A 25,686-nucleotide genomic window follows, 5' to 3' on the forward strand; every position below is an offset into this window, starting at 1 on the left:
TAAACGGCCGCTGTTGTATATACTACTTACTGTTATCAACATTATTTTTTAAATAGGTCATATTTTAGACCCACTGTAAAGCGCTGACCATAAAATTCCATTTGCTGCGTACGCTCCTTAACACCTTGAAAATATCGCAAAGGCTGATTGGTGACATTATTTAAGTCCGCATAAATACTTAGATTACCATTAATTTGATACGATGCGTTCATATCTATAAATAACTGGGTATCATAGTACCTGTCCTCAAAATTGTTCCCCCCAATTTCATCTATATAACTATCCGAAAAATTGGCAGATAAACGTGCACTGAATTTTTTATCCGCATAGGCCAAAGAACCGTTGAACATATTGGGCGAGGTATTTGGCAAATCCAAATCGTTCCGCTCATCTCCATCCTCATTTCTAATCCCATCTGCAGAAGAAGATAAATAGGTATAATTTAAATAGATACTAAAATTTCTTGCAAAACCCGGGAGAAAATCCAATTGACGCTGAAAAGCAAGTTCCATACCAAATATGGTTGCACTGTCCCCATTTAAAGGTTGAAATACATCATACCCTTCTGTACCAGCACCTAAACTGTCATCTGGGGCCTCATAGATAAAAGTATAGATAAAATCATCTATATTTTTGTAAAATAAGCCGCCGGATAGCAACCCAACACTTTGAAAATAATGCTCTGCCATGATATCAAAATTCATGGATGTCGTAGGACTTAAATCGGCATTACCCAAAACCAACTCCTTATCCTCATTGATAACCTCTGCCCTTGGTATTAAATCTTGATAGTTTGGTCTTGCCAAGGTGTTTGTCCACGCAAACCGCAATATGGTATTATTCGTGAGATTGTATTTAAAATGTACTCCGGGCAGTATATTTGAATATGAGTTTTCGCCATTTACTTCTTCTACGACTATAGCTTCCTCAATACCCGCATCTTCGTCCTCTTCTATATAAATGACCCTATTACCCTTAGATTCTAAATTTGTGTTTTCTATACGCAATCCGGCTAAGACGCTAAATTTTTCACTAAGTTTTTGATTGACCATTACATAACCGGCAAACACATCCTCATTAACGTTAAAATTAGCGGGTGCAAATTCATCTACGATCAACTCTCCATTGGTAGGAACTAAATTCAAAGCCCCCAACCAATCTTCACTTGCAAATGAACCTATTTGATATTGACTTCCGGCCAAAAAATTAGGATCACTGTACTCCTTGACAGGCACATCTGCCAAGGTAGGAAAGTCATCCTCTAGGTCAAATTCATAAAAATTGTTTTCCCTTAACTTGGATTTGAACCTGCCCCTTGCACCAAATTTTAACGTACCGTCCCCTTGACCAAAAACATCAAGCGGCAGCTGAAAATTAATAAATACGTTTACATCTTCTTCTTCGGTATATTGGTTTTCTTCGGTAATCTCACTGTACTCAAAATTGGTTAAGGCGGCATCCTCGGCATTTGCCACTGAAAATCTTGGATATCTGGAATTCAACACATCATTATTAACGATATATTCAGATTCAAACTCCGCGTAACGCTCATTAAGTCGTTCCTCACTGGCTTTGGCGTAGGATGTCATCCAATCTACCTTGACATTGCCCCAAAGATGATTTCCCCCCAAACTATAATTCTGCATTCTTTGGTCCTCTAGGCGTCGGTTTTTATTCCTTTTGCTATCAATACCTCCTTTAGACTGCCTTTTCACCTCCACGGGAAAACTTGTGGGCATCCCGTCCGTAATTGTAAAATCTCCCAATTCAATATCTTCGGCATCTAAAATCTCATGTTCCAATCTAAAACGATTTTCCCTATCGTCACGCCAATTGTACATGGTTTTTAAAAATACCGTATTATTTACATCAAACTTATAATCCAAGTTCGCGGAAAAGCTTCTTCTAATACGCTGTACTAAATATTCCCGTTGCTCATACACGTTTACGTAAGGAGCTACATTTACCTCTTCCAAAATAGGCTCCCCTTCATCATCCTCTACTCCTGTATTATATTCAAATTCATTGGTCCATTCCGCCTCAACGTTGTCCGATCCAAAATCATTATCGTTTCCAGAAACGGCAAGCATCCATCCAAACTTATCGTTTTTACTACGGTCACCCAATAGCACGGAACCATTCAGAATTGGCTTATCTGTTATAAAATTAATTCCCGACCCAAGAGTGGCAGAAAGTCTAAAGCCTTGTGGAGACGTTCTTGTAATAAGGTTTATGGAACCACCAAGGGCATCTGCATCCATATCTGGGGTAACCGCCTTACTAACTTCTATGGACTGGATCATATCTGCCGGAATTAAATCCATCTGTACGTTTCTATTATCCCCTTCGGCAGAGGGCACCCTACTTCCATTAAGGGTCACGGAATTTAGTTGAGGCGAAAGTCCACGTACAATAACGTTTCTTGCCTCACCTTGATCTACCTGCATGGTTATTCCCGGTATTCTTTTAACTGCATCACCAATATTGGCATCAGGAAACTTGCCGATCTGATCGGTAGATACCACATTGGTAATATTTAGGTTTGTCCTTTGGGTATTCAAGGCTTTAGATTGGCCACTTAAGCCATAGGCAGAAACCTCAACACCATCAAGCTCCATAGTTTTGGGCTCAATGGAAAAATTAACACTGATCGTGGTATTTTCCTCTACCGTAATTTCCTTGTAAAGTTCCGCATAACCTAAATAAGAGATTTCTATTGTGTATGTTCCTACCGGTACGTCTACTATAGCGAACCTACCATCAAAATCCGTAATTGCCCCTTTGGAGAGCGAAGTAATAATTGCATTTGCCCGGGCAAATAAAGGCCGTTCTCATCTGTTACGGTACCCTGAACATTTCCTGATTGTGCCATGGCAATCATAGGCACAAGTAATACTAAGTAAAAAAATACAGCATTTTTCATTTTCTAAGTGGTTGTTATTTGGCCACAAAGAAATTAAAGTGCAAACAAAACAATGTTGTGTAAACCTTAAAGATATTTTAAGCTTATTTCAATTTACAGGCCAGTTTACCATTACTTAACCCTAGCCTAACAAAAAAACCCCTCTTCAAAAAGAAGAGGGGTTTTTTAACTTAATATTTCTAATGATTAAGCTTCGAAAGGCTCAATGGAAACAAAAGATTTTCCACCTGCTTTTTTCGTAAACTTTACCAAACCATCTACACGTGCGTGTAATGTATGATCTTTTCCTGCGTAAACATTTTCACCAGGATTGTGTCTTGTTCCTCGCTGTCTAACAATAATGTTACCAGCAACAGCGGCCTGACCACCAAAAATCTTAACTCCTAATCGTTTCGATTCTGATTCCCTACCGTTTTTTGAACTACCTACACCTTTCTTATGTGCCATTGTCTAAGGTTTTAAATATTATACTAAAATGGTACGCTTACTTAGCGACACCACCATCTAATTCATCTTGCCATTTTTGTAACTCTTCCCATTTACCGTCAGCAGCTAATTCTGCTTGCTTTGGCCAAGTATCAGTTACATGGTTTCCACGAACGTCAGCAATGATTTCAGAAATCTTGGCCGCGTCTGTTTTTGCCAACTCTGCAAAAGTCGAAATTCCTGCAGCGTTTAAGGTTTCGGCTATTTTTGGCCCAATACCTTCAATCTTTTTTAAATCATCACCCTTTGCCGTTGCCTTTTTTGCTTTTGGCTTGGATGCTACGGAAACATCTACTGGAGCTGCCTTACCATTAGCTTTCTTTGCCTTAGGCTCAGCTTTCTTGGTTTCGGTCTTCTTTGCTCCTTTTGAAATGATGGACTCAATAACAATCTCAGTCAAGGATTGACGATGTCCATTTTTCTTTTTGTAACCTTTACGTCTTTTCTTGTGAAAAACGATTACCTTATCTCCTCTAAGGTGTTTAACGACTTTAGCCTCTACTGCGGCTCCGTCTATAGCCGGGGCGCCAACGGTAACATTCGATCCATCTGCCAAAAGAAGAACATTGTCAAAAGTAACCTTTTTCCCTTCTTCTGTCTGTAAACGGTGAACGTACACTTTCTGGTCTTTTGCAACTTTAAATTGCTGCCCTGCCATCTCTACAATTGCGTACATATTGTTAAATGTAAAAATTAAACCTAATGGATTTTTTCCATAGGCGGGTGCAAATATACTTCTTAATCGTGAATTTACAAGTGTTTTTTAGGAATTTTGCACCTGTTTTATTTTTGTAGTCTTCGTAGCCTTAAACAGTTGCATATAGGCCAAGGTCAAAACCAAGCTTGTAGTAAAGCCCATAACCGCTACAACAAGAAAAACTATAGCCTCAAAACTGCGGTAAGTACTTGCCCATTTTGTAGATAATTCCTCTAAAAATCCTGGCTGTAATTCTGTGGAATACAACGCAAAAAATAAGGTGAATATGAATGTTGCCACCCCACCGGTTACCAAACCGGCCACAAACCCTTCTCCATACGTAAAGTCCCTACCCTTTTGGACTTTATAATATTTTATGGCCTCATAAATGGCAAAACCGGTAATAACCACATTAAACAAACTGTAGAAAACATTGACATGGAGCCCAAGAAGAGACAAAATTAAAAAGTAAGCTATTAAACAACCACTTGCCGCAACTCCGAAACGAATAGGTAACGCATAATTTTTCATACCTTAAAGCCTTGATTATTAACTCCTTTAAGGTAATAAATAAACTTTAAATTTATAAAAAATTGATGTTAAAGAATTAACATTAATAAAAATTTACCTACAATTCTTTATTTTTAGTGTAACACTATTAATATTTTAATCACTAAACATATACAACCTTTATACTAAACACTATTTAAATGAAAAAACTATTACTCCGATCATCGGCTATCTTGTTATGTGGAATTACAACTTTTGCCCAAGAGGTAAATTATGAGGAATACGACCTGGACAACGGCCTCCACGTAATATTACATCAAGATAAAACCACACCTATTGTAACGACTTCTGTTATGTACCATGTTGGGGGCAAGGATAGAACCGAAGGAAGAACCGGCTTTGCTCATTTGTTTGAACACCTGTTGTTTGAAGGAACCAAGAATATAGAAAAAGGCAAATGGTTTGAAATCGTTTCCTCTAATGGCGGCACCAATAACGCCAATACCACCCAAGACCGTACCTATTATTATGAAGTTTTTCCTTCCAACAACTTAAAATTAGGTCTTTGGTTAGAATCAGAACGGATGCTACATCCCATTATAGACCAAAGCGGTATAGATACCCAAAACGAGGTAGTCAAAGAAGAAAAAAGACTTAGCTATGACAACTCACCTTACGGACAGTTCTTACCGGTTTTAGGAAAAAACCTATTTGATGTACACCCTTATAAAGATCCAAACATTGGTTATATGAAAGACTTGGATGCAGCAACATTGGATGATGTTCTTGTCTACAACCAAAAATATTATGTACCTAACAATGCCGTTTTAGTGGTTGCTGGAGATATAGACCTTACCGAAACCAAAAAATTGGTCAAAGACTATTTTGGACCAATACCAAAGGGTAACGCCATCACTCGTAATTACCCAAAGGAAACCCCTATTACAACACAGAAAAAAGCAACTTTCAATGACCCCAATATTCAGATACCGGCTGCCATGGTTGCATATAGAACCCCAGGATTCACAGAAAGGGATGCTTATGTACTGGATGTTATTTCCACATATTTAAGCGATGGGCCATCATCCAAATTATATAAAAAAATGGTGGATGACCAAAAACAAGCCTTACAAGTTGGAGCATTTAATATTTCCCAAGAAGATTACGGTATGTACGTAGTCTTTGGGCTACCTGTAGGAGAGACCACTCTAGAAGTTCTATATACCGAAATGGAGGAAGAAATTGAAAAAGTAAGGACAACATTGATTTCTGAAAAAGACTATCAAAAAATCCAAAATAAATTTGAAAATCAATTTGTCAACTCCAATTCAAGTGTTGAGGGAATCGCGAATTCTTTGGCCAGATACTATTTGTTATACGGGGATACATCTTTGATCAACAAGGAAATTGAAGTTTATAGATCAATTACCCGCGAAGAGATAAAGAATGTAGCCAGCAAATATTTAAACACCAACCAAAGACTTTTATTAGAATACCTACCTGAGGAAAACCCTGCAAACTAACACAATGATGAAAAGAATAACGATATTAATTGCGGCATTTTTTATAAGTATAGCCGCTCAAGCACAAGTAGACCGCACAGTAATGCCTAAGCCCGGGCCAGCTCCGGAAATTAACTTAAAGACTCCTACCAGTTTTAAACTGAACAACGGGTTAAAGGTAATGGTCGTGGAAAACCATAAACTACCCAGGGTCAGCATTCAACTAACTATAGACAACCCACCTATTTTGGAAGGAAATAAGGCGGGAGTAAGTAGTCTTACCGGGAGCCTTCTTGGTAACGGGTCTACCAATATTCCAAAAGATGAGTTTAACGAAGAGATAGATTTCTTAGGCGCCCGTTTAAATTTTGGTTCCCAAGGTGCATATGCCAGTTCTCTTTCCAAGTATTTTCCACGTATGATGGAACTGATGGCAGATGCCGCCATTAATCCTAATTTTACACAAGAAGAATTTGAAAAAGAAAAAAATAAACTGATTACAGGCCTTAAGACCGAAGAGAAAGATGTATCGGCAATTGCCAACAGGGTGCAATTGGCATTGGCTTACGGCAAAGACCATCCTTACGGGGAAATAACATCTGAAGAAACGGTAAAAAACATTTCCTTGACGGATGTAGAAGCATTTTACAGAGACTATTTTGTACCTGCCAATGCATACTTGATCATCATTGGAGATATAACCATAGATCAGGTAAAACAATTGACAGAAGAATATTTTACTTCTTGGACAAAAGCCGTTCCTCCTTCATTTTCATATTCACAACCCATAAACGTTCCAAACACACAGATTAATTTTGTTGATTTGCCCAATGCCGTCCAATCTGAAATTACGGTACAGAATATCGTTAATCTAAAGATGAAAGACAGTGATTATTTAGCCGCCCTGGTGGCAAATCAAATTTTAGGAGGCGGTGCAGAAGGTCGTCTGTTCTTAAACTTAAGAGAAGATAAAGGGTATACTTACAGCTCCTCATCTGCCATTAGGAACAACAAATTTGTGCCTACAAGATTTACTGCGGGAGCAAGCGTGAGAAATATGGTGACAGATAGTGCCATTGTAGAATTACTAAAGGAAATTAAACGCATTACCGTAGAACCTGTTAGTGAAAGAGAACTGAAAAATACAAAGGCCAAATATGCCGGTAGATTTGTTCTTGCACTTGAAAATCCGCAAACAGTTGCCCAATATGCCCTAAATATAGAAACCGAGGACTTGCCCAAGGATTTTTACAAGACCTATTTGGAAAGACTTGATAAGATAAGTACAGAGGAAGTGCAAATGGCAGCGCAAAAATTTTTCAACGTGGATAATGCCAGAATTGTGGTAGCAGGAAAAGGAAGCGAAATACTATCCAATTTGGAGCAAATTGACCTAAACGGCAAAAAAATACCCGTTTTACACTATACCAAGAACGCAGAACGGACAGAAGCCCCTAACTACGAAAGTTCAGTTCCCGAAAACTTGACCGCAAACGAGGTTATCAGTTCTTATATTACCGCTATTGGTGGTAAAGAAAAATTAGAGAATGTAAATACTTTCTTAATGACCGCTGCAGCTGAGATGCAAGGAATGCAACTAGACCTTGAAATTAAAAAAACATCAGCCAACCAATTTATGCAAGATATAAAGATGATGGGGAATTCAGTGAGCAAACAGGTATTGGACGGTGATACTGGCTATATGGTAAACCAAGGTCAACGAATGGAACTCTCCGGTGAAGAACTTCTGAAAATTAAAGCGGAATCCGCCCCCTTTGTTGAACTCCAATATTTGACCAATTCAGATATTTCCTTGGACGGAGCAGAAATGGTCGGTGACAAAAGTGCATTTAAAGTAAAAGTTTCCGATGATAAAACTATTTTCTATGATGTAGAAACAGGCCTTAAACTACAAGAGGTAAATATTGCAGAAATGCAAGGTCAGCAAATACAGTCCACCTTTACCTATGAAGATTACAGGGAAGTGAACGGAATATTGTTTCCTTTTAAACTTACACAGACAATGGGCCCACAATCTTTTGAATTTATAGTATCCGAAATCAAGGTTAACGAAGGTGTATCTGAAGAAGATTTTAAATAATTATTAATTGTATTCATAAAAAAACCCGCTAAAAAGCGGGTTTTTTATTTTCTGTATATTGAAATTATCCAATTTTATGAACCTTTGCCTCTCCAATGATTATACCTTTGTCCACTTCTGGATCACCAATATAACTAACATTCGTCTCACCATAACAGGTTACTTTTAAACGTTCTGCTACATTTACCCTAAAATTACTTTCACCATAGGCGGTAATCTTTGTTTCATCCGCATGCATTCCCAAAGTATTTACCTCACTTTCACCATAGGCCCTATATACCTGTCTGTTTATATTTCCCTTACTGATTTCCAAATAGCTACTTCCATAGATTGCAACCGTAAACGCATCAAAATCCACGTCACTTAAATAAACCTTAGCTTCACCGTATAAAGACATTTTAAAATCATTGGCTTTCAAAGGACCTTCGCTCCTTACTATTTCCTCTCCCCTAACCGATAAGTTCCTTAATTCCCTATAGGTAATCGTTGCAGTTACCATGGTGCCGTTATATAATGGTTTGCTACCTCTCCGATGGTCACTGGAAACACGTTCTGATTTGGTGACCACCTTTGCACCATCCAAATAAAGCCTTAACACATTACCTTCTACTTCAACATTTATTTTATCCATGGGAACTTTGGCATTATTGATAACAACACCTTCTTGATCACCTTCCACTAAATTTACCTCTATATGCGGACTTACAATTATTTTATTGAAAGATGTTACCGCAAATGAGCTGTCTTGTGCCCATAGACCACAAACCACACCTATAATCATAAAAACGGAAAGAATAATTTTTTTCATATGTACCATACCTTATAATTTTATTTTCAAAGTAAAGACAATCATTGTTTTAACTTGTTACAGTTGCTTCTACAATAAACGCCTTAAACTTTCCTTTTTCGGTTTACCAACCACACCCCAAACAAGATAACCAATCCACCAAAAAGTTGGAAAATGCTTATTGACTCGCCATCCAACCACCCCCATAATACTGCAACAAGTGGAATTAAATAAGTTACCGAAGCCGCAAATACCGGGCTGGACAATTTTATAAGTTTATTGAACATAATATTTGCCAAAGCTGTACCCAACAAGGCCAATATCAATACATACCATACTGCGTTATGCATTGCCCCATTTTCTGAAAACGTCACTAAAACATCAGTATACAAAAGTACTGCAAGGGCTGGAAAAAAAGCGACCCCAAAACTTGCAGTAGTTACCGACAACGGACTTAAATGCGCCAAATGTTTTTTAATGATATTGATATTGAACGCGTAGCCCAATGCAGAGGCTATAATAAAAAAGGAATACCAATAATTTTGATCCGGATTAAAATCCATACCCGCTACAATTAATATTACAGTACCCAAAAGCCCAACAAAAACACCCCATATTTGCCTTTGCTTAAATGCCAGACCAAATAATGTAATACCCACCAACGTTGTAAACAATGGAGCTACCGAATTTAAAATTGACGTAACACCACTACTAATTTGCATTTGCGCAATTGCAAAGAAAAAAGGCGGAAAAAAAGAACTGCACAATCCTGCTATCCCAATATACTTCCAATCCTTACCGGATAAAGCCCTCAAAGATTTAAATCCCAACAAAAACAACAACATTGATGCAAATACTATTCGTAATCCGCCAACTTGTAATGGGGTAAATCCAAGTAAGGATTTTTTAATTAAAATAAATGAGGAACCCCAAATCAAAGCCAAAACAACGAGGTATAACCACTTTTGATCAATATTTTTCAAAGTCTTTTATTTATGACAAATGTGAGGTTTTTTACAGAAAGTTGATTTATCACTTCTTTTATTTATATGAACATGTTATCATTTTACATATTTGGTATCTTTACATTAAGGTACATTTTTAAGACCTATTGGTACAAACATTCTGATTATGGGCAATAAGCTATTTATATCGTTCTTTTTTCTTTCTGCATTGTCGTTTAGTGATATTTCTGCACAAGAATCTACTTCTAAAATTGTCATGCAGACCCCTAACAATATTACCCATGCAACCATAGCCATAGATGGCATGGCTTGCCAAGAGGGCTGTGCAAATAAAATTGGAGCTAATTTAAAAGAGGCCAAAGGCATTCTTTCCGCAGACATTAGTTTTGAGAATAAAAATGGGACAATAGTTTTTGACCCAACAGTTATTGGTTTAGAGGAAATTGAACATATTATTACAAATACCAAGGTCAAGAATTACGTGTACACAATAAAATCAATTCAAATCAATAAAGAATAATTACATGAAAAATTTAGTCGTCATTTTAGCTCTATTAGGAATGTTCAGTGCCTTTTCTTGCAACGAAACAAAGAGAGCAGAGGCAGATTCAAAGGAGAAGGTAAATCTAGAGGAGCCTACAAAAATGGAGCATGTAATGAAAATTCATGATGAGGTTATGCCCAAAATGGGCACTTTAGGAAAATTGGTCGGACAATTAAAACCACTAGCCGACTCTCTAGGAATAAATTCTGCAGAAGCCAAAGCCATGAAAGATCTTCAGGATGCCAATAAAGCCATGATGGATTGGATGCAAGGTTTTGGAAACCGTTTTGATGCAGAAGAAATTATGAAAGGAAAGGAACTTTCCGATGAAAAAAAGAAATGGTTATTGGAAGAGGAAGAAAAAGTTATTCAAGTAAAGAAAGATATCAATACCAGTATTAAAAAGGCTCAAGAACTTTTAAGCCAACAGTAAAAGCTTTAAAATTTTAACCACCATTGCTCATTAATGGCCAATGGTTTGTCCAGATATATTGGCTGTCCTATTTTTGGAGCTATCATATCCACCCCTAATTCCTTGGCCTTTACCGAAACCCGCTCTATGGGCTCCGTCCAAGGATGCATAGCTAATTTAAATGCGCCCCAGTGTATAGGCATCATACGTTTTGCCCTAACATCTATACTTGCCTGGGCGGTTTCTTCTGGCATCATATGAATTGCTTTCCATAGTTCATTGTATTGACCACACTCCATCATTGCAAAATCAAACGGACCAAATTTATCTCCTATTTCCTGAAAATGGGAACCATAGCCACTATCTCCACTGAAGAATATTTTTTCATTTCCAAGATTAATTACCCATGAACTCCATAAAGTATTTCCCCTATCTGATATGCCCCTTCCAGAAAAATGCTGAGCAGGTGTGCAAATAAATTCCATTCCTAAATAATTGGTTGTATTCCACCAATCCAGCTCTACAATATCTTTTTGTTCCACCCCCCATTCTGTCAAATGTACTCCCAAACCCAAGGGGGTTATAAATTTGTTTACTTTGTCCTTTAATAGTAAAACCGATCCATAATCCAAGTGATCATAATGGTCATGAGAAAACACTACGGCATCAATGCTTGGCAATTGGTCAATTTCTATTGGTAATTTTTTACTGAACCTAGAAGTGCCCAACATTGAGTTTGGTGCAGGCACTTCCCCGAACATGGGATCAATTAATATATTTTTGGTGGCACTTTGCAAAAGGAACGTTGAATGGCCAAACCAAATTAACCGCGTAGGACCAACGTAATCAGCAATTGCGACAGAATCTATAGCCTCTACGGAAATATTGTGTTCAGGTATGGTTTTGGGTAAAGGAAAAAAATAACCTTTTAAAGATTTCATCATATCGCCAAAACCCAAATTGACATCCGCCCCGTTAACATTAACAAATTTTCCGTCCTTATAATTAGGTGAAACCACGTAACGTTCTTTTTGTTCCTTGGTCATTTTACCCCCAAATTGTGGACTATTGGTTACAAACAAAAATACGCTTAACACAATTAAACCTACAATCACTAAGATTACCAATGCCATTTTCTTAACTAATTTTTTTAGGTTTAACATACATTTTATGGATGGTCAATAGCAATTAAAAGGGTAATTTCTGTAAATCTACGTTACCGCCGGATATGATTATGCCCACTTTTTTATTTTTAAATACTTTGTAATTATTCTTTGAATAGCTAATGGCGGCAGCAACGGCTACAGCACTGGAGGGTTCAATAATAAGCTTCATTCGTTCCCAAATCATTTGCATAGCCATAACTATTTCTTCTTCATCTACCCTTATGATACCTTCAACATTGTTTTGAATAATTGGAAAATTAATATCTCCTAAAGTTGTTTTTAATCCGTCTGCAATAGTATTTACACTGGTATTTCCCTCAATTTTTCCACTGATCAATGAGCGGTATGCATCATCTGCTTCAAAAGGTTCCCCACCCAATACCCTGCATTTTGAACCAAAATATTTGACCGCCAACGAAGATCCGGCAATTAATCCCCCACCTCCTACAGGACAGAACAAATATTCTAAATGGGGCTGTTCCCCTAGCAGTTCCATGGCGGCTGTACCTTGCCCTATGATAACATGCTCATCATTAGAAGGATGAATAAATGTAGCCCCGGTCTCATTTGCAATGTTGTTTGCCATTGCCTGTCTAGCCTCTACCGTAGGAGTACATTCGTGAATTATTCCACCATATTCCCTTACACCAATTTTTTTTACCTCCGGTGCCGTACTGGGCATGACTATATGGGCTACAACACCTATACTTTGTGCTGCCAATGACAACGCCTGTGCAAAATTACCGGAAGAATGGGTTACCACTCCGTTTTTCTTTTGATCCTTGGATAATTGTAAAATGGCGTTGGTTGCACCCCTCATTTTATAAGCACCTGCACGTTGAAAATTTTCACACTTAAAAAACAGATTGGCGCCTAATTCCTTATTTACCAACCGTGAAGTAAAAACCGGGGTGTTATGTATGTAGGGCTTTATTCGTGCATGACATACCGATAATTGATTAGCTGTCACCATACCTACTTTTTTAATGTTTCCATTCTAAGGTTTCAATTATACCTCTTATATCATTTTGCAGATAGGCCGCTGCAGGGAGAATAGAATCATAGTTGGGCTTTGTGTAAAAATATACCGATCCCGTAAGAAAGTGCGACGTACTGTCCGTAACGAAAAATTGTGACTGTGAAGCGGCATTGCCCTGCACTTCAAACAAAGCACCATACACCCTTTTGTTGGGATTAACATATGGTTGCTCTACAATATTATCCGCTTTTGCGGCATGTTCATAGCTTAAACGTTTGGAATCATGGATCAATTTTTCCAAATTTCCATCAATCTTCATATAACTAAGGAATATTGCCCCCTTCATTTCTGGATATGAAATCGTAAAAGCCTTGTCATCATTAAGTTCCGCAATGGCTAGTTCATTATATTTAAAACTAAAATTCTCGGTTTCCAATTCCGCCAATTTTCCTTGAGGATATTCCAGGCGCATTTTTGCCTTTGGCTTAGGAATGGGGTCATCTTGGCAACCGGCTACAAACAACAAGGATACTATTAAACCTATCAATACACTATTCTTCATGAGGTAAAGTAACTTTTATCTGTTTCAGTCTTTTTTTATCCATAGCTTCAACAACAAAGGTATAAGCTTCAAAATGTATTTTTTCTCCACGTTTGGGAAAACTTCCCGCTTTTTCCAATACAAAACCGGCAAGGGTTTCGGACTCGCCCTTGTTTTCTTCAAAAATTTCGGTATCCTCTAGACGAATTACCCTGTAAAAATCCTTAAGTGGGGTTTTGCCTTCAAAAACATAATTGAAATCATCCAATTTGGAATAAATAAGATCTTCATCATCAAATTCATCACTTATATCTCCAACTATTTCCTCTATAATATCTTCCAAGGTCACCAGACCAGAGGTGCCGCCGTATTCATCAACCACAATGGCCAAATGATTTTTCTTATCTTGAAATTCCGCCAAAAGATCATCTAACTTTTTATTTTCAGGAACAAAATATGGCTCCCTTATCAACGTCATCCAATTAAATGTCTTTCTATCCAGATATGGCAATAGGTCTTTTACATACAAAACCCCTTTGACCGTATCAATATTTTCCCCAAAAACCGGAATCCTGGAATATCCGTTCTTTTTTATCTCTCCCAAAACTTCTGGGAATTTCATTTGTTCGTTTAAGGCAAATATATCTATACGTGGCCTCATAACCTGCTTGGTATCCGTGTTGCCAAAGGTCACGATACCTTCTAAAATCTTTTTCTCCTCTTTGGTTGTATCGCCCTGTGAGGTTAAATCCAAGGCTTGGGATAGATGATCCACACTTAAATTAGATTTTTGTTTTCCCAATTTATTGTACAAAAACAATGTTCCCGATCGCATAGGCAAGCTTAAAGGGGAAAAAACAAAATCCAAGACCCTTAATGGAAATGCCATAAAATGGGAAAAGCTCATTCTATTTCTATTGGCATATACTTTGGGCAATATCTCCCCAAACATTAAAATAAGAAATGTTGCTACCACAACCTCTAATAGAAAACGGGCAGAAACAATACCAAACCATACTTTGGTTACATTGGCGAACAAGGTATCCCCAATTATGCTGAACAATAGGACCACCCCAATATTAATGGCATTATTGGCAATCAATATAGTGGCCAATAGTTTTTTGGGCCGCTCTAAGAGTTTTATAAGGATGGTACCCTTTGCCGTTTTTTTATCCTGTAATTCCTTAATTTCCGTAGAAGAAAGTCCAAACAAGGCCACCTCTGCACCAGAGATCAGTGCAGAACAGATAAGCAATATACATAGCACGACTATATTTATCGCAAATACACCGCTTACTACTAAAGATATCATTGCTAACGGTAAGGGGTCTGGGTCCAATAGTTATTGTTTAATATTAATTAGAATGGCAAATCGTCATCCGCCTCTTGACTTAAAGGCGCAGGTGATTTAGGGGGAGTCCTATCCTCTGTATTTGCCCTTTGCGGACTAGGAGCAGACCCACCACCACTCTGCATACTTTCTTTCTTAGTGGTCAAAAATGTAAATTCCTGCACATGTACCTCAGTAGAATATCTGGTATTACCATCTTCTCCCTGCCATTGGCGATTTTTTAATCTGCCCTCCACATACACCTTATCTCCTTTGCTCAAATACTTTTCACATATTTCCGCAGCCTTGTTCCTTACCACACAATTGTGCCAATCCGTATTGGTTACACGCTCACCCGTAGACTTATTGGTATATGTCTCATTAGTGGCTATAGGAAACCTACCTATACTACCGCCACCTTCAAAATAATGCATTTTCACCTCGTCTCCTAAATGCCCGATCAGCATTACCTTATTTAATGTCCCGCTCATAGTATAAATGTATAAAAATCAAAAGTACTAAAATTTAAATGCTTTCATAAAATCTGCAATTAAAACTGGTACCGGATATTGTTCAATATTTTGGACCTTTACCTTAAATGGGATATCTACCGTAGTATTCAATATCCAAAAAGAAGTATGTAAATTTTGATGGGAAAGCTTATGCACGATCGGACGGTCATGATACGAAAGGATTTCTACCTTGCCTAAATCACCAAATATGTCATGGTACTTTGTGTTTATTTCTTGAAGATTCATATTAGCACTGGTTTCCAATAAAGGAAACTCCCATAAATTTTGCCAAATGCCCTTCGCGTTTCTTTTTTGTAGGCTGGTGAACACATCACCTTTTTCATCCTTATATATAGGTACTAAATAATTAAAATACCTATCGCGGACTTTAACCTTTCTAATCTTGACCGGTAATTGACCTACAAGTCCTTTTTGCAGGGCTACACAACTTTCGCTTAAAGGACAATGCAGGCATAGTGGCTTTTTAGGAGAGCATTGTATTGCACCAAATTCCATTATAGCTTGATTATAGTCCCTAATATGTTCAACATCCATGACCTTTTGGGCCAATGATTTAAAATATTGAATACCCTTACTACTATTAATGGGAATATCCACTCCAAAATAACGTGCCAGAACCCTGTAGACGTTACCATCAACTACCGCTTTAGCCTCATTAAAACAAATAGAAGAGATTGCACTTGCGGTATAATCACCTACACCTTTTAATTTTAACAGTTCATTATAACTGTCCGGAAACACAGAATTATACTCATTGACAATTATTTTTGCGGTAGCATGTAAATTTCTTGCCCTGGAATAATACCCTAATCCCTGCCATAATTTAAGCACTTCTTCTTCCTTAGCTTTGGCCATATCGTCTACCGTTGGAAAAGCTTCCAAAAAGCTTAGATAATACGGTGTACCTTGGGCTACACGGGTTTGTTGCAATATGATTTCCGACAGCCATATCCTATAAGGATCTATGCTATTTCGCCAAGGCAAGGACCGTTTATTTTGTCCGTACCACTTTAAAATTTTACTCGAAAACGACATACTCATCAATGCTAAGGGATAAAAGTAGCAGTTTATCTACTTAAAATTAACCCATTAGAAAGAAAGATTGAATTTAATTTATATATTTGCAACCCGAAAAAACATACAGAAAATCTAATATTGAAAGATGACGAAAGCGGAAATTGTATCGAAAATCTCAGATAAACTGGGAATTGAAAAAGGAGATGTACAAGCTACAGTTGAATCCTTTATGGAAGAGGTAAAGACATCATTGGAAAGTGGTGACAATGTTTACCTTAGAGGTTTTGGAAGTTTCATAATCAAAACCAGAGCCGAAAAGACCGGTAGAAATATTTCCAAGAATACAACTATTAAAATACCCGCCCATAACATTCCGGCATTTAAACCTGCCAAGGTTTTTGTTGAAGGAGTTAAGAGCAACGTACACGTAAAATAATTAATCTTAAAAAAAGAACTTTATGCCAAGCGGTAAAAAAAGAAAGAGACATAAGGTAGCTACACACAAGCGCAAAAAGCGTAGAAGAGCTAACCGACACAAGAAAAAGTAGTTTTTTAACTACTTTTTCTTTTTACGTTCATTGACATAGAGATCCCTGTATTGGATCTCGGCAAATACAAATTGTGTTTGCTTTTGGTATTGTTTAATCAGCTCGTTTCCTATACTATATAGTGGAACGACTAAAAATATATTCAGGTGAATAGAGAATTAATCGTAAGATCTAGTTCCCAAGCCGTAGACTTTGCCTTGCTAAAAGACGGAAAACTCACTGAACTGCATAAAGAGGAAAACAGTAACGACTTTTCTGTAGGCGATATTTTTCTTGCCAAGATCAGGAAGCCGGTTACAGGCCTAAACGCTGCCTTTGTGAACGTAGGATATGAAAAAGATGCATTTTTGCACTATCATGACCTTGGCCCACAGCTATCCTCCATGCTAAAGTTCATTAAACAGGTGAGTACCGGAAAACTAAAGGATTACACCTTAAAAAACTTTCCGTTCGAAACCGATATTGACAAGAACGGGGTAATAACCGATGTCATTAAAGCAAACCAATCCTTATTGGTGCAGATTGTAAAAGAACCTATATCTACTAAAGGACCAAGAATTAGCTCAGAGCTTTCAATAGCAGGACGTTATTTGGTCATGGTTCCTTTCTCGGAACGTGTTTCCGTTTCCCAAAAAATAGGAAGCAAAGAAGAGAAAGACCGGTTAAAAAGACTTGTTAAGAGTATTAAGCCAAAAGGATTTGGTGTAATAATCAGAACAGTTGCAGAAGGGCAAAAAGTTGCGGAACTTGACAAAGATCTAGAAAACTTGCTGGCAAAATGGACAGCAATGTGTAAAAAATTATATCGTGCTCAAACACCTTCAAAAGTATTCGTAGAACTCAATAGGGCATCCTCTATATTAAGAGATGTTTTTAATGATAGTTTTACGGGTATACACGTAGATGACGCCACTCTTTATAATGAAATAAAAGAATATGTGGCCGAAATTGCTCCTGCAAAGGAGAGTATCGTAAAGCACTATGACTCTAACGTGCCAATTTTTGAAAAATTTGGTATCGAGAGACAAATTAAAACGTCTTTTGGACGTACCGCCACCATGAGCAAAGGAGCCTATTTAATTATAGAGCATACCGAAGCCCTACACGTGGTAGATGTAAACAGCGGCAATAGGTCCAATAAGGCCAAAAACCAAGAAGATACGGCCCTAGAGGTCAACTTATTGGCGGCTTCGGAAATTGCCAGGCAATTACGCCTTCGTGATATGGGAGGCATTATTGTAGTGGATTTTATCGATATGGTAAAATCACAGCATAGAAAAAAGCTTTTTGAACATCTTAGGGATGAGATGAAAGATGATCGCGCCAAACACAAAATACTACCCCCAAGTAAATTTGGTTTGATTCAGATTACCCGACAAAGGGTACGACCTGAAATGAATATTAAAACAACCGAAGAGGATCCTAACCAAACCGGAAAAGAGGTGGAAGCACCTATTGTTTTAATAGACAAAATTACAGTGGATCTTGAAAAACTCCTTAAAGGACCTGCAAAGGACAATAGTATAACACTAAATATACACCCCTTTATTGCAGCCTATATTACAAAAGGATTTCCTTCGTTAAGGACAAAATGGTTCTTGGAATACAAACGATGGATAAAAATTCAACCACGTGATGCGTATACGTATCTTGAATACCGTTTTAAGAACAAGGACGGTAAAACAATATATTAATAAAAAAGCGACTCTATAACAGAGTCGCTTTTTTTGTTTTAGGTTTTTTTAATTGTTAATCAAAAAATGTATCTGAATCGAACATAAAATTACTATACTTGTCGTTAGATATAAATTTTGCCTCAAACAAAGGACTTACTTGAAATAGAATTTTATTCTCCCTTATAATTTGATTTAAATAATTATCATAATCTTCTATATTTTCATACCTCTCTACTCTAAACCATTTAACATTTAGATTAGATGAATTATAAAATTTTCCAAAACTCCAATTTTTAATTTCTTGAGGAACCTCAGGAAGTGTAATTATTGATGTTTTATTACTATCAAAATTAATGTTCCAAGTATAATAGTTTAATTTTCCTTCAACAGTGGGGATTTCATCAACCGAATTTCCCGAAGAAATTAATAATTTACCTACGTTGTGACCACTTCCATTTACTGTTAGATTTATTTGCCTATCAATAATTTGAAAATCTAAATCCCAATTTGGTATATTATATTTTTCAAGAGGGATACCTACCCTATTTGTTATATAATCCTCTAAACGTAAGAAATGTGAATATTTATAAAATGAAGTATTTAATACATAATCTTCTATAGACTGAATGTACATATCAGGAGATTGTATCGTAGTATGACCACTACGCCAAATTTCATGATAATTATTATTTTTAAAATCTTTTCCATTTTGGTATCCTCTTATCTGAAGTCCTCTAGTATGATCATTCTCTAAACCATCAGAATAATTTGTATCTACAAAACCTTCAATCTGGTCTTCTGTAGATAATTCATTCGCATTTAATTCTTGATTGTTTAATAAGGTATCATGGTTAATCCACATATGACTTACTTGTCTAGTATTTCGATTATAAGCGTTGATATAATAATTATCTATTGTATTTTCCTCGTTAAAATATTCATACTTAATAAGTGAAAAAGAAAAATCCAAATGATCATAACCTGTGGAATACCCTGGGTTGATTGATCCTTCAATTATTACATCCTCCGAAAAACCAATAGTGTTTAATTTATATTGTTTAGAATACTCACTTCTTCGTGGAGATTTTGGTCTAAATTCATTAAAACTTGACCTTGTTACATCCATTACAGTATATAAATTTGCATATTCTATATCTACAAATTCATTTCTTGAGGCAATAGTGAACATATAAGGTGTTTCTAAATCTATATCTACTTCAGTAGATAAAACAAAAGATGTTGGGGTAGAATCAATCAACCTAGTAGCTAACAATGAACCATCATATGCTGATGCAAAAATCATAAAATCTTTATTTCCAATGCGAAAAAAGTAATTGTCTAATTCAACATCTAATAACTTTCTATGTATTGTAATTGGATAGTCTTTTGAAATAATACTACCAGATTTTTCAATTATTTCAATCTTAATATTTGCTGATCCAGTTGGGTATAGTTCAGGATTAAAACTAAAGTTGACATTTGAATCATTCTCTAAATTCAAAAGAATTTCATCATTAAAATAAACTACTATAGATTCTATTGCCCCACTATTATTTTCAACTGTAATATTGACATCAGTTGACTCATAAATAATAGGGTTATTTATTAAAATGTTACTTGTAATATCTTTTAACTCTATTTCATTAACTATTATTTCTTCTTCGTCACAAGCAGTTAACATCGAAAAAACAAATACTAGCAATAACAATTTTTTCATTTTTAATATTTTTTTATAAAACTCGCAATCGCCCAAAATATTATAAAATTTCAACTTATAGATAAGTTATGGTAAATTTACCTAACGTTTATTCTCAATTATAATAAATATACTTTTGACTACTTCAAAAACCAAAGGCTACACTATTCAAGAAGCCACTAAAAAAATAGAAAGCTATTGTGCATACCAAGATCGCTGCCATAAGGAAGTGGTTTCCAAACTAAAGGAAATGGGTATGATACCTATTGCCATAGATACTATAATAGGGCAACTAATTGAAGATCGATTTTTAAATGAAGAACGATTTGCCAAAAGTTTTGCAAGAGGTAAATTCAACATTAAAAAATGGGGTAAAAACAGAATTGTAAGGGAATTAAAACAACGAAATATTTCCAAATACAATATTACCACGGCCCTGAAAGAAATTGACCCTACTGCATATATGAAAGCATTGGACGAATTGGCCCAAAAAAGACTACTTCAATTTACCGATACGGATATACAAAAGCGCAGAAAAAAACTGGCGGACTACTTATTATACAGAGGTTGGGAAAGCCATTTGGTCTATGAAAAAGTTCAAGAGCTGGTCAACAAAATTTAATCCCTAACCAATTCACCTATTCTTTTATGTGTTCTAGATACGGCTTTTTCATTTTTTAAGTCTATCCAATCTTGCCCCTTTAATTTACGCATTAGAACATCATAGTAACGCATAATCAAAATATTGTACGTGGCTTTGGCCAAATTTTTAGGATTACGGGCAATTGCCCTTAAACTCATGGAAAAGCCAGGTGTTTTATATTTCATATAATGCCAATAACCTTCTGGCATATATAATACATCACCATGGGAAAGTGTAGCCTTAAAACCATTGGCTTGCTTTAACGCCGGCCACTTATCATAGTCCGGGTCCGAGAAATCTATGCTTTCATGGGTAATCAAAGAATGTGGTACTTTATACAATTTTTTCGTTTCGGACTGTGGAAAGAGTATTACCTCTTTTTCTCCATCAAAATGAAAATGAAAGATATTGGCCAAATCAATATCATAATGCATGAATGTATAGGAATCCCGGCCACCAAAAAATAACATTGGCAAACCTTTCATCAACTTTAGACCAAAATCCGGAAAACTATAATCGTTCTGCAACGCAGGCACCTCCTTTAAAATATTCCAAAGAAATATTCTAAACCTAGTAGGTTCCTTTTTCAGCAAATCAACATAATCCGCCATTTTCATTTTGGCATGTGGTTCATTAAAACCATCCTTATGTTGTACCGGCCTATCATCATACAAGGGTACGGTAATTGCACCGGCTACTTCCTTCATGTAGTCAAGATTCCACTTACGAAAGGCAGGCCAATCCGTAATTGCATTTTCAAGAACTACAGGTTGCTGCGGTTTAAAATAATCGTTAATAAAAATGTCCTTGGTAATATTACTTACCCTTGGAATATCGGCTAACTTCAATTACACATGGTTTTTAGGGAACCCAAAGGTAATTAACGATTAGAAAATAATTTCTTAAAAATGTATTAATGTAGTATTATTCAACAATTTTTGCCTTTTGCTTGGCATTTTCATTACGCTCTATGGTATGCCCGGGTCTTGACCACTTTGGCTTTTCGCCTAAAGGTTGTAGTTGTGAATCCGCAGCTTCCACAGTTTTGGGCTGGGCCACTTTGGTAAATGGTTTTTGAGGATTTAACCCCAACATTTTGAACATAGCCATGTCCTCATTTACATCTGGATTTGGGGTCGTCAACAATTTATCTCCCGCAAAAATGGAATTTGCACCCGCAAAAAAGCACATTGCCTGACCTTCCCTACTCATTTCCGTGCGGCCTGCGGATAAACGTACTTGAGTCTCTGGCATTACAATCCTGGTAGTGGCCACCATTCTGATCATGTCCCAAATAGAAACCGGCTCTATATCTTCCATAGGAGTACCCTCTACGGCAACCAAAGCATTAATGGGAACAGATTCCGGTTGCGGATTAAGTGAGGTCAAAGCGACCAACATACCTGCCCTATCTTCCAATGCCTCCCCCATACCAATGATACCTCCACTACAGACGGTAACATTACTTTTGCGCACATTTTCTATCGTATCCAAACGGTCCTCAAAAGCGCGCGTAGAAATTACATCTTTATAATAATCCTCTGAGGTATCCAAGTTGTGGTTATAAGCGTACAAACCTGCTTCTGCCAAACGTTTGGCCTGGTTTTCCGTTATCATCCCCAGTGTACAGCATACTTCCATATCCAGCTTATTGATGGTACGCACCATTTCCAATACTTGCTCAAATTCCGGACCATCCTTTACATTTCTCCATGCAGCCCCCATACAAACACGTGAACTACCAGATGCCTTTGCCCTTAACGCTTGAGCTTTTACCTGAGATACGGCCATAAGGTCGTTACCTTCTATATCCGTATGGTAACGTGCCGCTTGCGGACAGTACCCACAATCCTCCGGACAACCGCCCGTTTTAATTGAAAGTAGGGTTGAAACCTGCACCGTGTTGGGATCGTGATGTTTCCTGTGTACGGTTGCAGCCTCATATAGAAGCTCCATTAAAGGCTTATTATATATTGCTAAGATTTCGTCTTTTGTCCAATTATGTCTTGCGTCGCTCATATCATCATAGGTTGTTACCAAGTTCAAAAATAACTGAATTTAAATTGAAAATATAATTGGTTGGTTTTAAAATGAAGACTACACTAGAGTCCTTTTCATAACCTATTCATTTTTAGATACTAATATACTTACAGCATTACCACCAAAACCTACGGCATTGACCAAGACCCTTTTTATCTGCTTATTATTCACTTTGTTCTTAAAAAAAGGTGATGGTATAAATTTATTATGTTGAATCATTAAAATTGCCAACTCTAGGTTTAGCATACCAGAAGACGCAAACGTATGCCCAAATTTCCACTTATTGGTCGTTAAAAGTGGCATTGTACTTCCAAACACCTGTTGCACCGCATTAAATTCAGACAAATCTCCTTTAATGGTGCCAGGTGCATGCATAACTATGACATCAATATCGGAAAGGGATAAGTTCCCCATGGCCATTTTCATCGATTTTTGAAAACATTCCGCATTTGCCGATATGGAGGTATTATGTTTTAAAATTTCAGTTGCATACCCAACCCCTTCTATTAGCGCAAGGGCATTGTTCACCGTACCGGTTTCCAAACATGCTACAGTGGCAGCTTCACCCAAAATCATGGAATTGGTCTCCTTTTCAAGATATAAAGCCTGGCAGGGGTACTCCTTTCCAAGTTCATCTACCGGAGGCTCATGAACAGCCGTAGTTCTAGCATAAATTTTTAATGCTTTCATCTGGGCAATGGTAAAATTGGTCAATGGCGCTTCACTAGCTCCTACCAAAAATTTGTCCGCCATTCCGCTATTGAGCCATGCCACCCCGTTCAATACGGAATGTAAGCCCGTGGAACAAGTAATGGAATGGGAGATATCCGGACCTGTGGCCCCAAGGTCATGAGATACCCATGATGATATATTGCCCAACGTTGTTGTAGGTGAGCTTAAGGTTGACGTTACTCCCGTTTCCAAATATTCTTGGTGGTATTCCTCAAAAAGTTTTGTAGCGCCCCTTGATGAACCCATATTAACACCAAAAATTGAGGTATTTTTCCATCCTGCTTGATCAACTGCCTTTCTCGATGCTAAAATTGCAAAGAGAACACTATCGTCCAACTTTTTATATTTATTATCAGAAAACCTTAATTCATCTACTTTAAGCTTTGAGGCTTGGGACAATGGGGCTACCCATACTTGTTGTCCATTGTAATCCTTTAAAGAAAAATAATGATTGTCGCTTAAATAAGCCTTCCAGGTTTCATTCAATGTATCTCCCAAAGGTGAAAGGGAGGCAAGGGCCGTTATGGATATTTTTTCTTTCAATATATTAATCTAAAAAGTATCTAATGCCTTTTTAATGGCGGCATATATTTTTTGAAGTTGTATGTTGGTAATTACATAAGGGGGCAGTACATAAACGGTATTGCCCAATGGCCTAAGCAAAACGCCACTGTTTAAGAAAAATTGATACAGCTCATCACGCAAGTTGCCATACCGTTCCATTTTCAGTTGTAGGTCTATAGCCAAAATGACCCCCTTGACCCTTACCTCAGCTATCTTTTCATGGTTTTTAACTTCTGCAGCAAATACGTTGTGCTCCTTTTCTATATACTGCCTTCTTTCCTTAATTTCAGAAGAATTTAAAAGGCTAATTCCGGCTAAAGCCGCAGCACATCCAATAGGATGTGCGCTGAAAGTGTGCGCATGAAAAAAACCTTTGTGTACCTCATCACTTAAAAACCTATCATACAGCTTTTGTGAACAACTGGTAATACTTAAAGGGAACATACCTGCCGTAAGCGCTTTGCTCAGACAGATAATATCTGGTTTGTTCACAAGGACTTCAGAAGCGAAATCCGTTCCCGTTTTCCCAAATCCTGTCATTATTTCATCGGCAATACACAGCACATCATGAGTTTGACATAGTTGAATCAACTCATCAAGCCCTTGTGCGGAATGAAATTTCATTCCTGCGGCACCTTGTACCAGCGGTTCAAATATAAAGGCCGCACAGCTGTTTTCACTTAAAATATTCGTCAATTGTTTTTTGACCAATTCCAGATTGTTTTCTTGCGGTACAGGAATGCGCACAACCTTTAATAGAAAATCTTCAAACGGTCCATTATACGAAGAAAGTCCAGAAGCACTCATTGCCCCAAAGGTATCTCCATGAAATCCGTCTTCAAATGCTATTAACGTATCTCTTTTTTTTCCATCATTATGAAAATATTGAAACGCCATTTTTATGGCCGCATCAATTGCCGTAGAACCATTATCATTAAAAAAAAGTTTTGCTTGATTGTCAGGCAAAATATTGATAAGCTGTTCTGAAAGTTCAATAGCCGGTTCATGTGTTAAGCCACTGAACATTACAAAATCCAACTTTTGCATCTGTTTGGTCATTGCGGCAATTATCTGGTCATTGCCGTGCCCATACATTGTGGTGTACCAAGATGCAATACCATCTATATATTCATTACCGTCCTCATCAAACAAAAGTGCCCCTTTTGCCTTTACAATAGGTAATTGGGGCTTGTTTAACTTATGTTGAGTTAAAGGATGCCACAAATACTTTTTATCTCTAGTTGATAGATTTTCCACGGCCATAAAATTTATAATTCCTCATTTTATCTATCTT

23 protein-coding genes and 1 pseudogene are annotated in these 25,686 nt (G+C 37.1%); 7 read left to right on the forward strand and 17 right to left on the reverse strand.

Annotated elements, in window-relative coordinates; all coding sequences use genetic code 11:
* Positions 1–41: 41 nt before the first annotated feature.
* The 4 genes and pseudogenes from Q2T41_RS07915 to Q2T41_RS07930 form a co-directional block, all read right to left on the reverse strand.
* Positions 42–2,923 (reverse strand): annotated as a pseudogene (locus tag Q2T41_RS07915) (TonB-dependent receptor).
* Positions 2,924–3,109: 186 nt separating this feature from the next.
* Entirely contained in the window at positions 3,110–3,370 is a 261-nt protein-coding gene (rpmA, locus tag Q2T41_RS07920) for a 50S ribosomal protein L27 (RefSeq protein ID WP_089260903.1), read from the reverse strand.
* A gap of 37 nt (positions 3,371–3,407) precedes the next feature.
* Entirely contained in the window at positions 3,408–4,085 is a 678-nt protein-coding gene (gene rplU, locus Q2T41_RS07925) for a 50S ribosomal protein L21 (protein ID WP_304435637.1), read from the reverse strand.
* Between the two features lie 87 nt (positions 4,086–4,172).
* Positions 4,173–4,637, reverse strand: coding sequence for a DUF4199 domain-containing protein (locus tag Q2T41_RS07930; protein WP_304435638.1), 465 nt, complete (start codon positions 4,635–4,637; stop codon positions 4,173–4,175).
* 179 nt (positions 4,638–4,816) lie between these two features.
* On the opposite strand from Q2T41_RS07930, the gene Q2T41_RS07935 reads away from it, so the two are divergent.
* Together Q2T41_RS07935 and Q2T41_RS07940 are read left to right on the forward strand one after the other, a co-directional pair.
* Positions 4,817–6,139 (forward strand): M16 family metallopeptidase, encoded by a 1,323-nt coding sequence (locus tag Q2T41_RS07935; protein ID WP_304435639.1) that lies wholly within the window; start codon positions 4,817–4,819, stop codon positions 6,137–6,139.
* Positions 6,140–6,143: 4 nt separating this feature from the next.
* Positions 6,144–8,219 (forward strand): M16 family metallopeptidase, encoded by a 2,076-nt coding sequence (locus Q2T41_RS07940; RefSeq protein ID WP_367186840.1) that lies wholly within the window; start codon positions 6,144–6,146, stop codon positions 8,217–8,219.
* Between the two features lie 64 nt (positions 8,220–8,283).
* On the opposite strand, the gene Q2T41_RS07945 is transcribed toward Q2T41_RS07940, so the two are convergent.
* Entirely contained in the window at positions 8,284–9,027 is a 744-nt protein-coding gene (locus Q2T41_RS07945) for a head GIN domain-containing protein (protein WP_304435640.1), read from the reverse strand.
* A gap of 83 nt (positions 9,028–9,110) precedes the next feature.
* Positions 9,111–9,989, reverse strand: coding sequence for a DMT family transporter (locus Q2T41_RS07950; protein WP_304435641.1), 879 nt, complete (start codon positions 9,987–9,989; stop codon positions 9,111–9,113).
* 148 nt (positions 9,990–10,137) lie between these two features.
* Here Q2T41_RS07950 and Q2T41_RS07955 point away from each other — a divergent pair, with 148 nt between their 5' ends.
* Together Q2T41_RS07955 and Q2T41_RS07960 are read left to right on the forward strand one after the other, a co-directional pair.
* A complete protein-coding gene (locus Q2T41_RS07955) occupies positions 10,138–10,491 on the forward strand; it encodes a heavy-metal-associated domain-containing protein (RefSeq protein WP_304435642.1) in 354 nt (117 codons plus the stop codon).
* A 4-nt stretch (positions 10,492–10,495) separates the two neighbouring features.
* On the forward strand, positions 10,496–10,948 hold the full coding sequence (locus Q2T41_RS07960) for a hypothetical protein (RefSeq protein WP_304435643.1): 453 nt from the start codon (positions 10,496–10,498) through the stop codon (positions 10,946–10,948).
* 5 nt (positions 10,949–10,953) lie between these two features.
* Here Q2T41_RS07960 and Q2T41_RS07965 read toward each other — a convergent pair whose 3' ends face one another.
* The 6 genes from Q2T41_RS07965 to mutY are packed head-to-tail and all read right to left on the reverse strand — an operon-like array spanning position 10,954 to position 16,511.
* Positions 10,954–12,090, reverse strand: coding sequence for an MBL fold metallo-hydrolase (locus Q2T41_RS07965; protein WP_304435644.1), 1,137 nt, complete (start codon positions 12,088–12,090; stop codon positions 10,954–10,956).
* 25 nt (positions 12,091–12,115) lie between these two features.
* Complete coding sequence (locus Q2T41_RS07970) at positions 12,116–13,066, reverse strand: pyridoxal-phosphate dependent enzyme (protein WP_304435645.1); 951 nt, start codon at positions 13,064–13,066, stop codon at positions 12,116–12,118.
* Between the two features lie 10 nt (positions 13,067–13,076).
* A complete protein-coding gene (gene gldD, locus Q2T41_RS07975) occupies positions 13,077–13,634 on the reverse strand; it encodes a gliding motility lipoprotein GldD (protein WP_089260912.1) in 558 nt (185 codons plus the stop codon).
* The gene (locus tag Q2T41_RS07980) at positions 13,624–14,952 is read right to left on the reverse strand and encodes a gliding motility-associated protein GldE (protein ID WP_379921251.1); all 1,329 of its coding nucleotides are present in this window, start codon (positions 14,950–14,952) and stop codon (positions 13,624–13,626) included. The genes gldD and Q2T41_RS07980 overlap by 11 nt, the downstream gene beginning before the upstream one ends.
* A gap of 20 nt (positions 14,953–14,972) precedes the next feature.
* A complete protein-coding gene (locus tag Q2T41_RS07985) occupies positions 14,973–15,434 on the reverse strand; it encodes a single-stranded DNA-binding protein (RefSeq protein ID WP_144802999.1) in 462 nt (153 codons plus the stop codon).
* A gap of 27 nt (positions 15,435–15,461) precedes the next feature.
* Complete coding sequence (gene mutY / locus Q2T41_RS07990) at positions 15,462–16,511, reverse strand: A/G-specific adenine glycosylase (RefSeq protein WP_304437420.1); 1,050 nt, start codon at positions 16,509–16,511, stop codon at positions 15,462–15,464.
* A gap of 127 nt (positions 16,512–16,638) precedes the next feature.
* Here mutY and Q2T41_RS07995 point away from each other — a divergent pair, with 127 nt between their 5' ends.
* Positions 16,639–16,929, forward strand: coding sequence for an HU family DNA-binding protein (locus Q2T41_RS07995; RefSeq protein ID WP_027065813.1), 291 nt, complete (start codon positions 16,639–16,641; stop codon positions 16,927–16,929).
* Between the two features lie 258 nt (positions 16,930–17,187).
* Entirely contained in the window at positions 17,188–18,735 is a 1,548-nt protein-coding gene (locus Q2T41_RS08000; protein WP_304435646.1) for an Rne/Rng family ribonuclease, read from the forward strand.
* Between the two features lie 55 nt (positions 18,736–18,790).
* Here the strand turns inward: Q2T41_RS08000 and Q2T41_RS08005 are convergent, their stop codons facing one another.
* On the reverse strand, positions 18,791–20,434 hold the full coding sequence (locus tag Q2T41_RS08005; RefSeq protein WP_304435647.1) for a hypothetical protein: 1,644 nt from the start codon (positions 20,432–20,434) through the stop codon (positions 18,791–18,793).
* Positions 20,435–20,549: 115 nt separating this feature from the next.
* Between Q2T41_RS08005 and Q2T41_RS08010 the strand changes: the two genes are divergently transcribed.
* A complete protein-coding gene (locus Q2T41_RS08010) occupies positions 20,550–21,035 on the forward strand; it encodes a regulatory protein RecX (RefSeq protein ID WP_304435648.1) in 486 nt (161 codons plus the stop codon).
* Here Q2T41_RS08010 and Q2T41_RS08015 read toward each other — a convergent pair.
* The 4 genes from Q2T41_RS08015 to bioA form a co-directional block, all read right to left on the reverse strand.
* Complete coding sequence (locus tag Q2T41_RS08015; protein ID WP_304435649.1) at positions 21,032–21,904, reverse strand: cupin-like domain-containing protein; 873 nt, start codon at positions 21,902–21,904, stop codon at positions 21,032–21,034. The genes Q2T41_RS08010 and Q2T41_RS08015 overlap by 4 nt on opposite strands.
* A gap of 76 nt (positions 21,905–21,980) precedes the next feature.
* Positions 21,981–23,075 carry a biotin synthase BioB gene (gene bioB, locus Q2T41_RS08020; RefSeq protein ID WP_304437421.1) on the reverse strand — a complete coding sequence of 365 codons (1,095 nt, stop codon included), beginning with the start codon at positions 23,073–23,075 and terminating at the stop codon, positions 21,981–21,983.
* A 102-nt stretch (positions 23,076–23,177) separates the two neighbouring features.
* Positions 23,178–24,371, reverse strand: a complete 1,194-nt coding sequence (locus tag Q2T41_RS08025; protein WP_089260920.1) for a beta-ketoacyl synthase N-terminal-like domain-containing protein — start codon at positions 24,369–24,371, stop codon at positions 23,178–23,180.
* A gap of 9 nt (positions 24,372–24,380) precedes the next feature.
* Positions 24,381–25,649: an adenosylmethionine--8-amino-7-oxononanoate transaminase gene (gene bioA / locus Q2T41_RS08030; RefSeq protein WP_379921257.1), complete on the reverse strand. Its 1,269-nt coding sequence runs from the start codon at positions 25,647–25,649 to the stop codon at positions 24,381–24,383.
* Between the last annotated feature and the right edge of the window lie 37 nt (positions 25,650–25,686).

This window comes from Maribacter confluentis (assembly GCF_030505015.1).
GTDB lineage: Bacteria > Bacteroidota > Bacteroidia > Flavobacteriales > Flavobacteriaceae > Maribacter > Maribacter sedimenticola.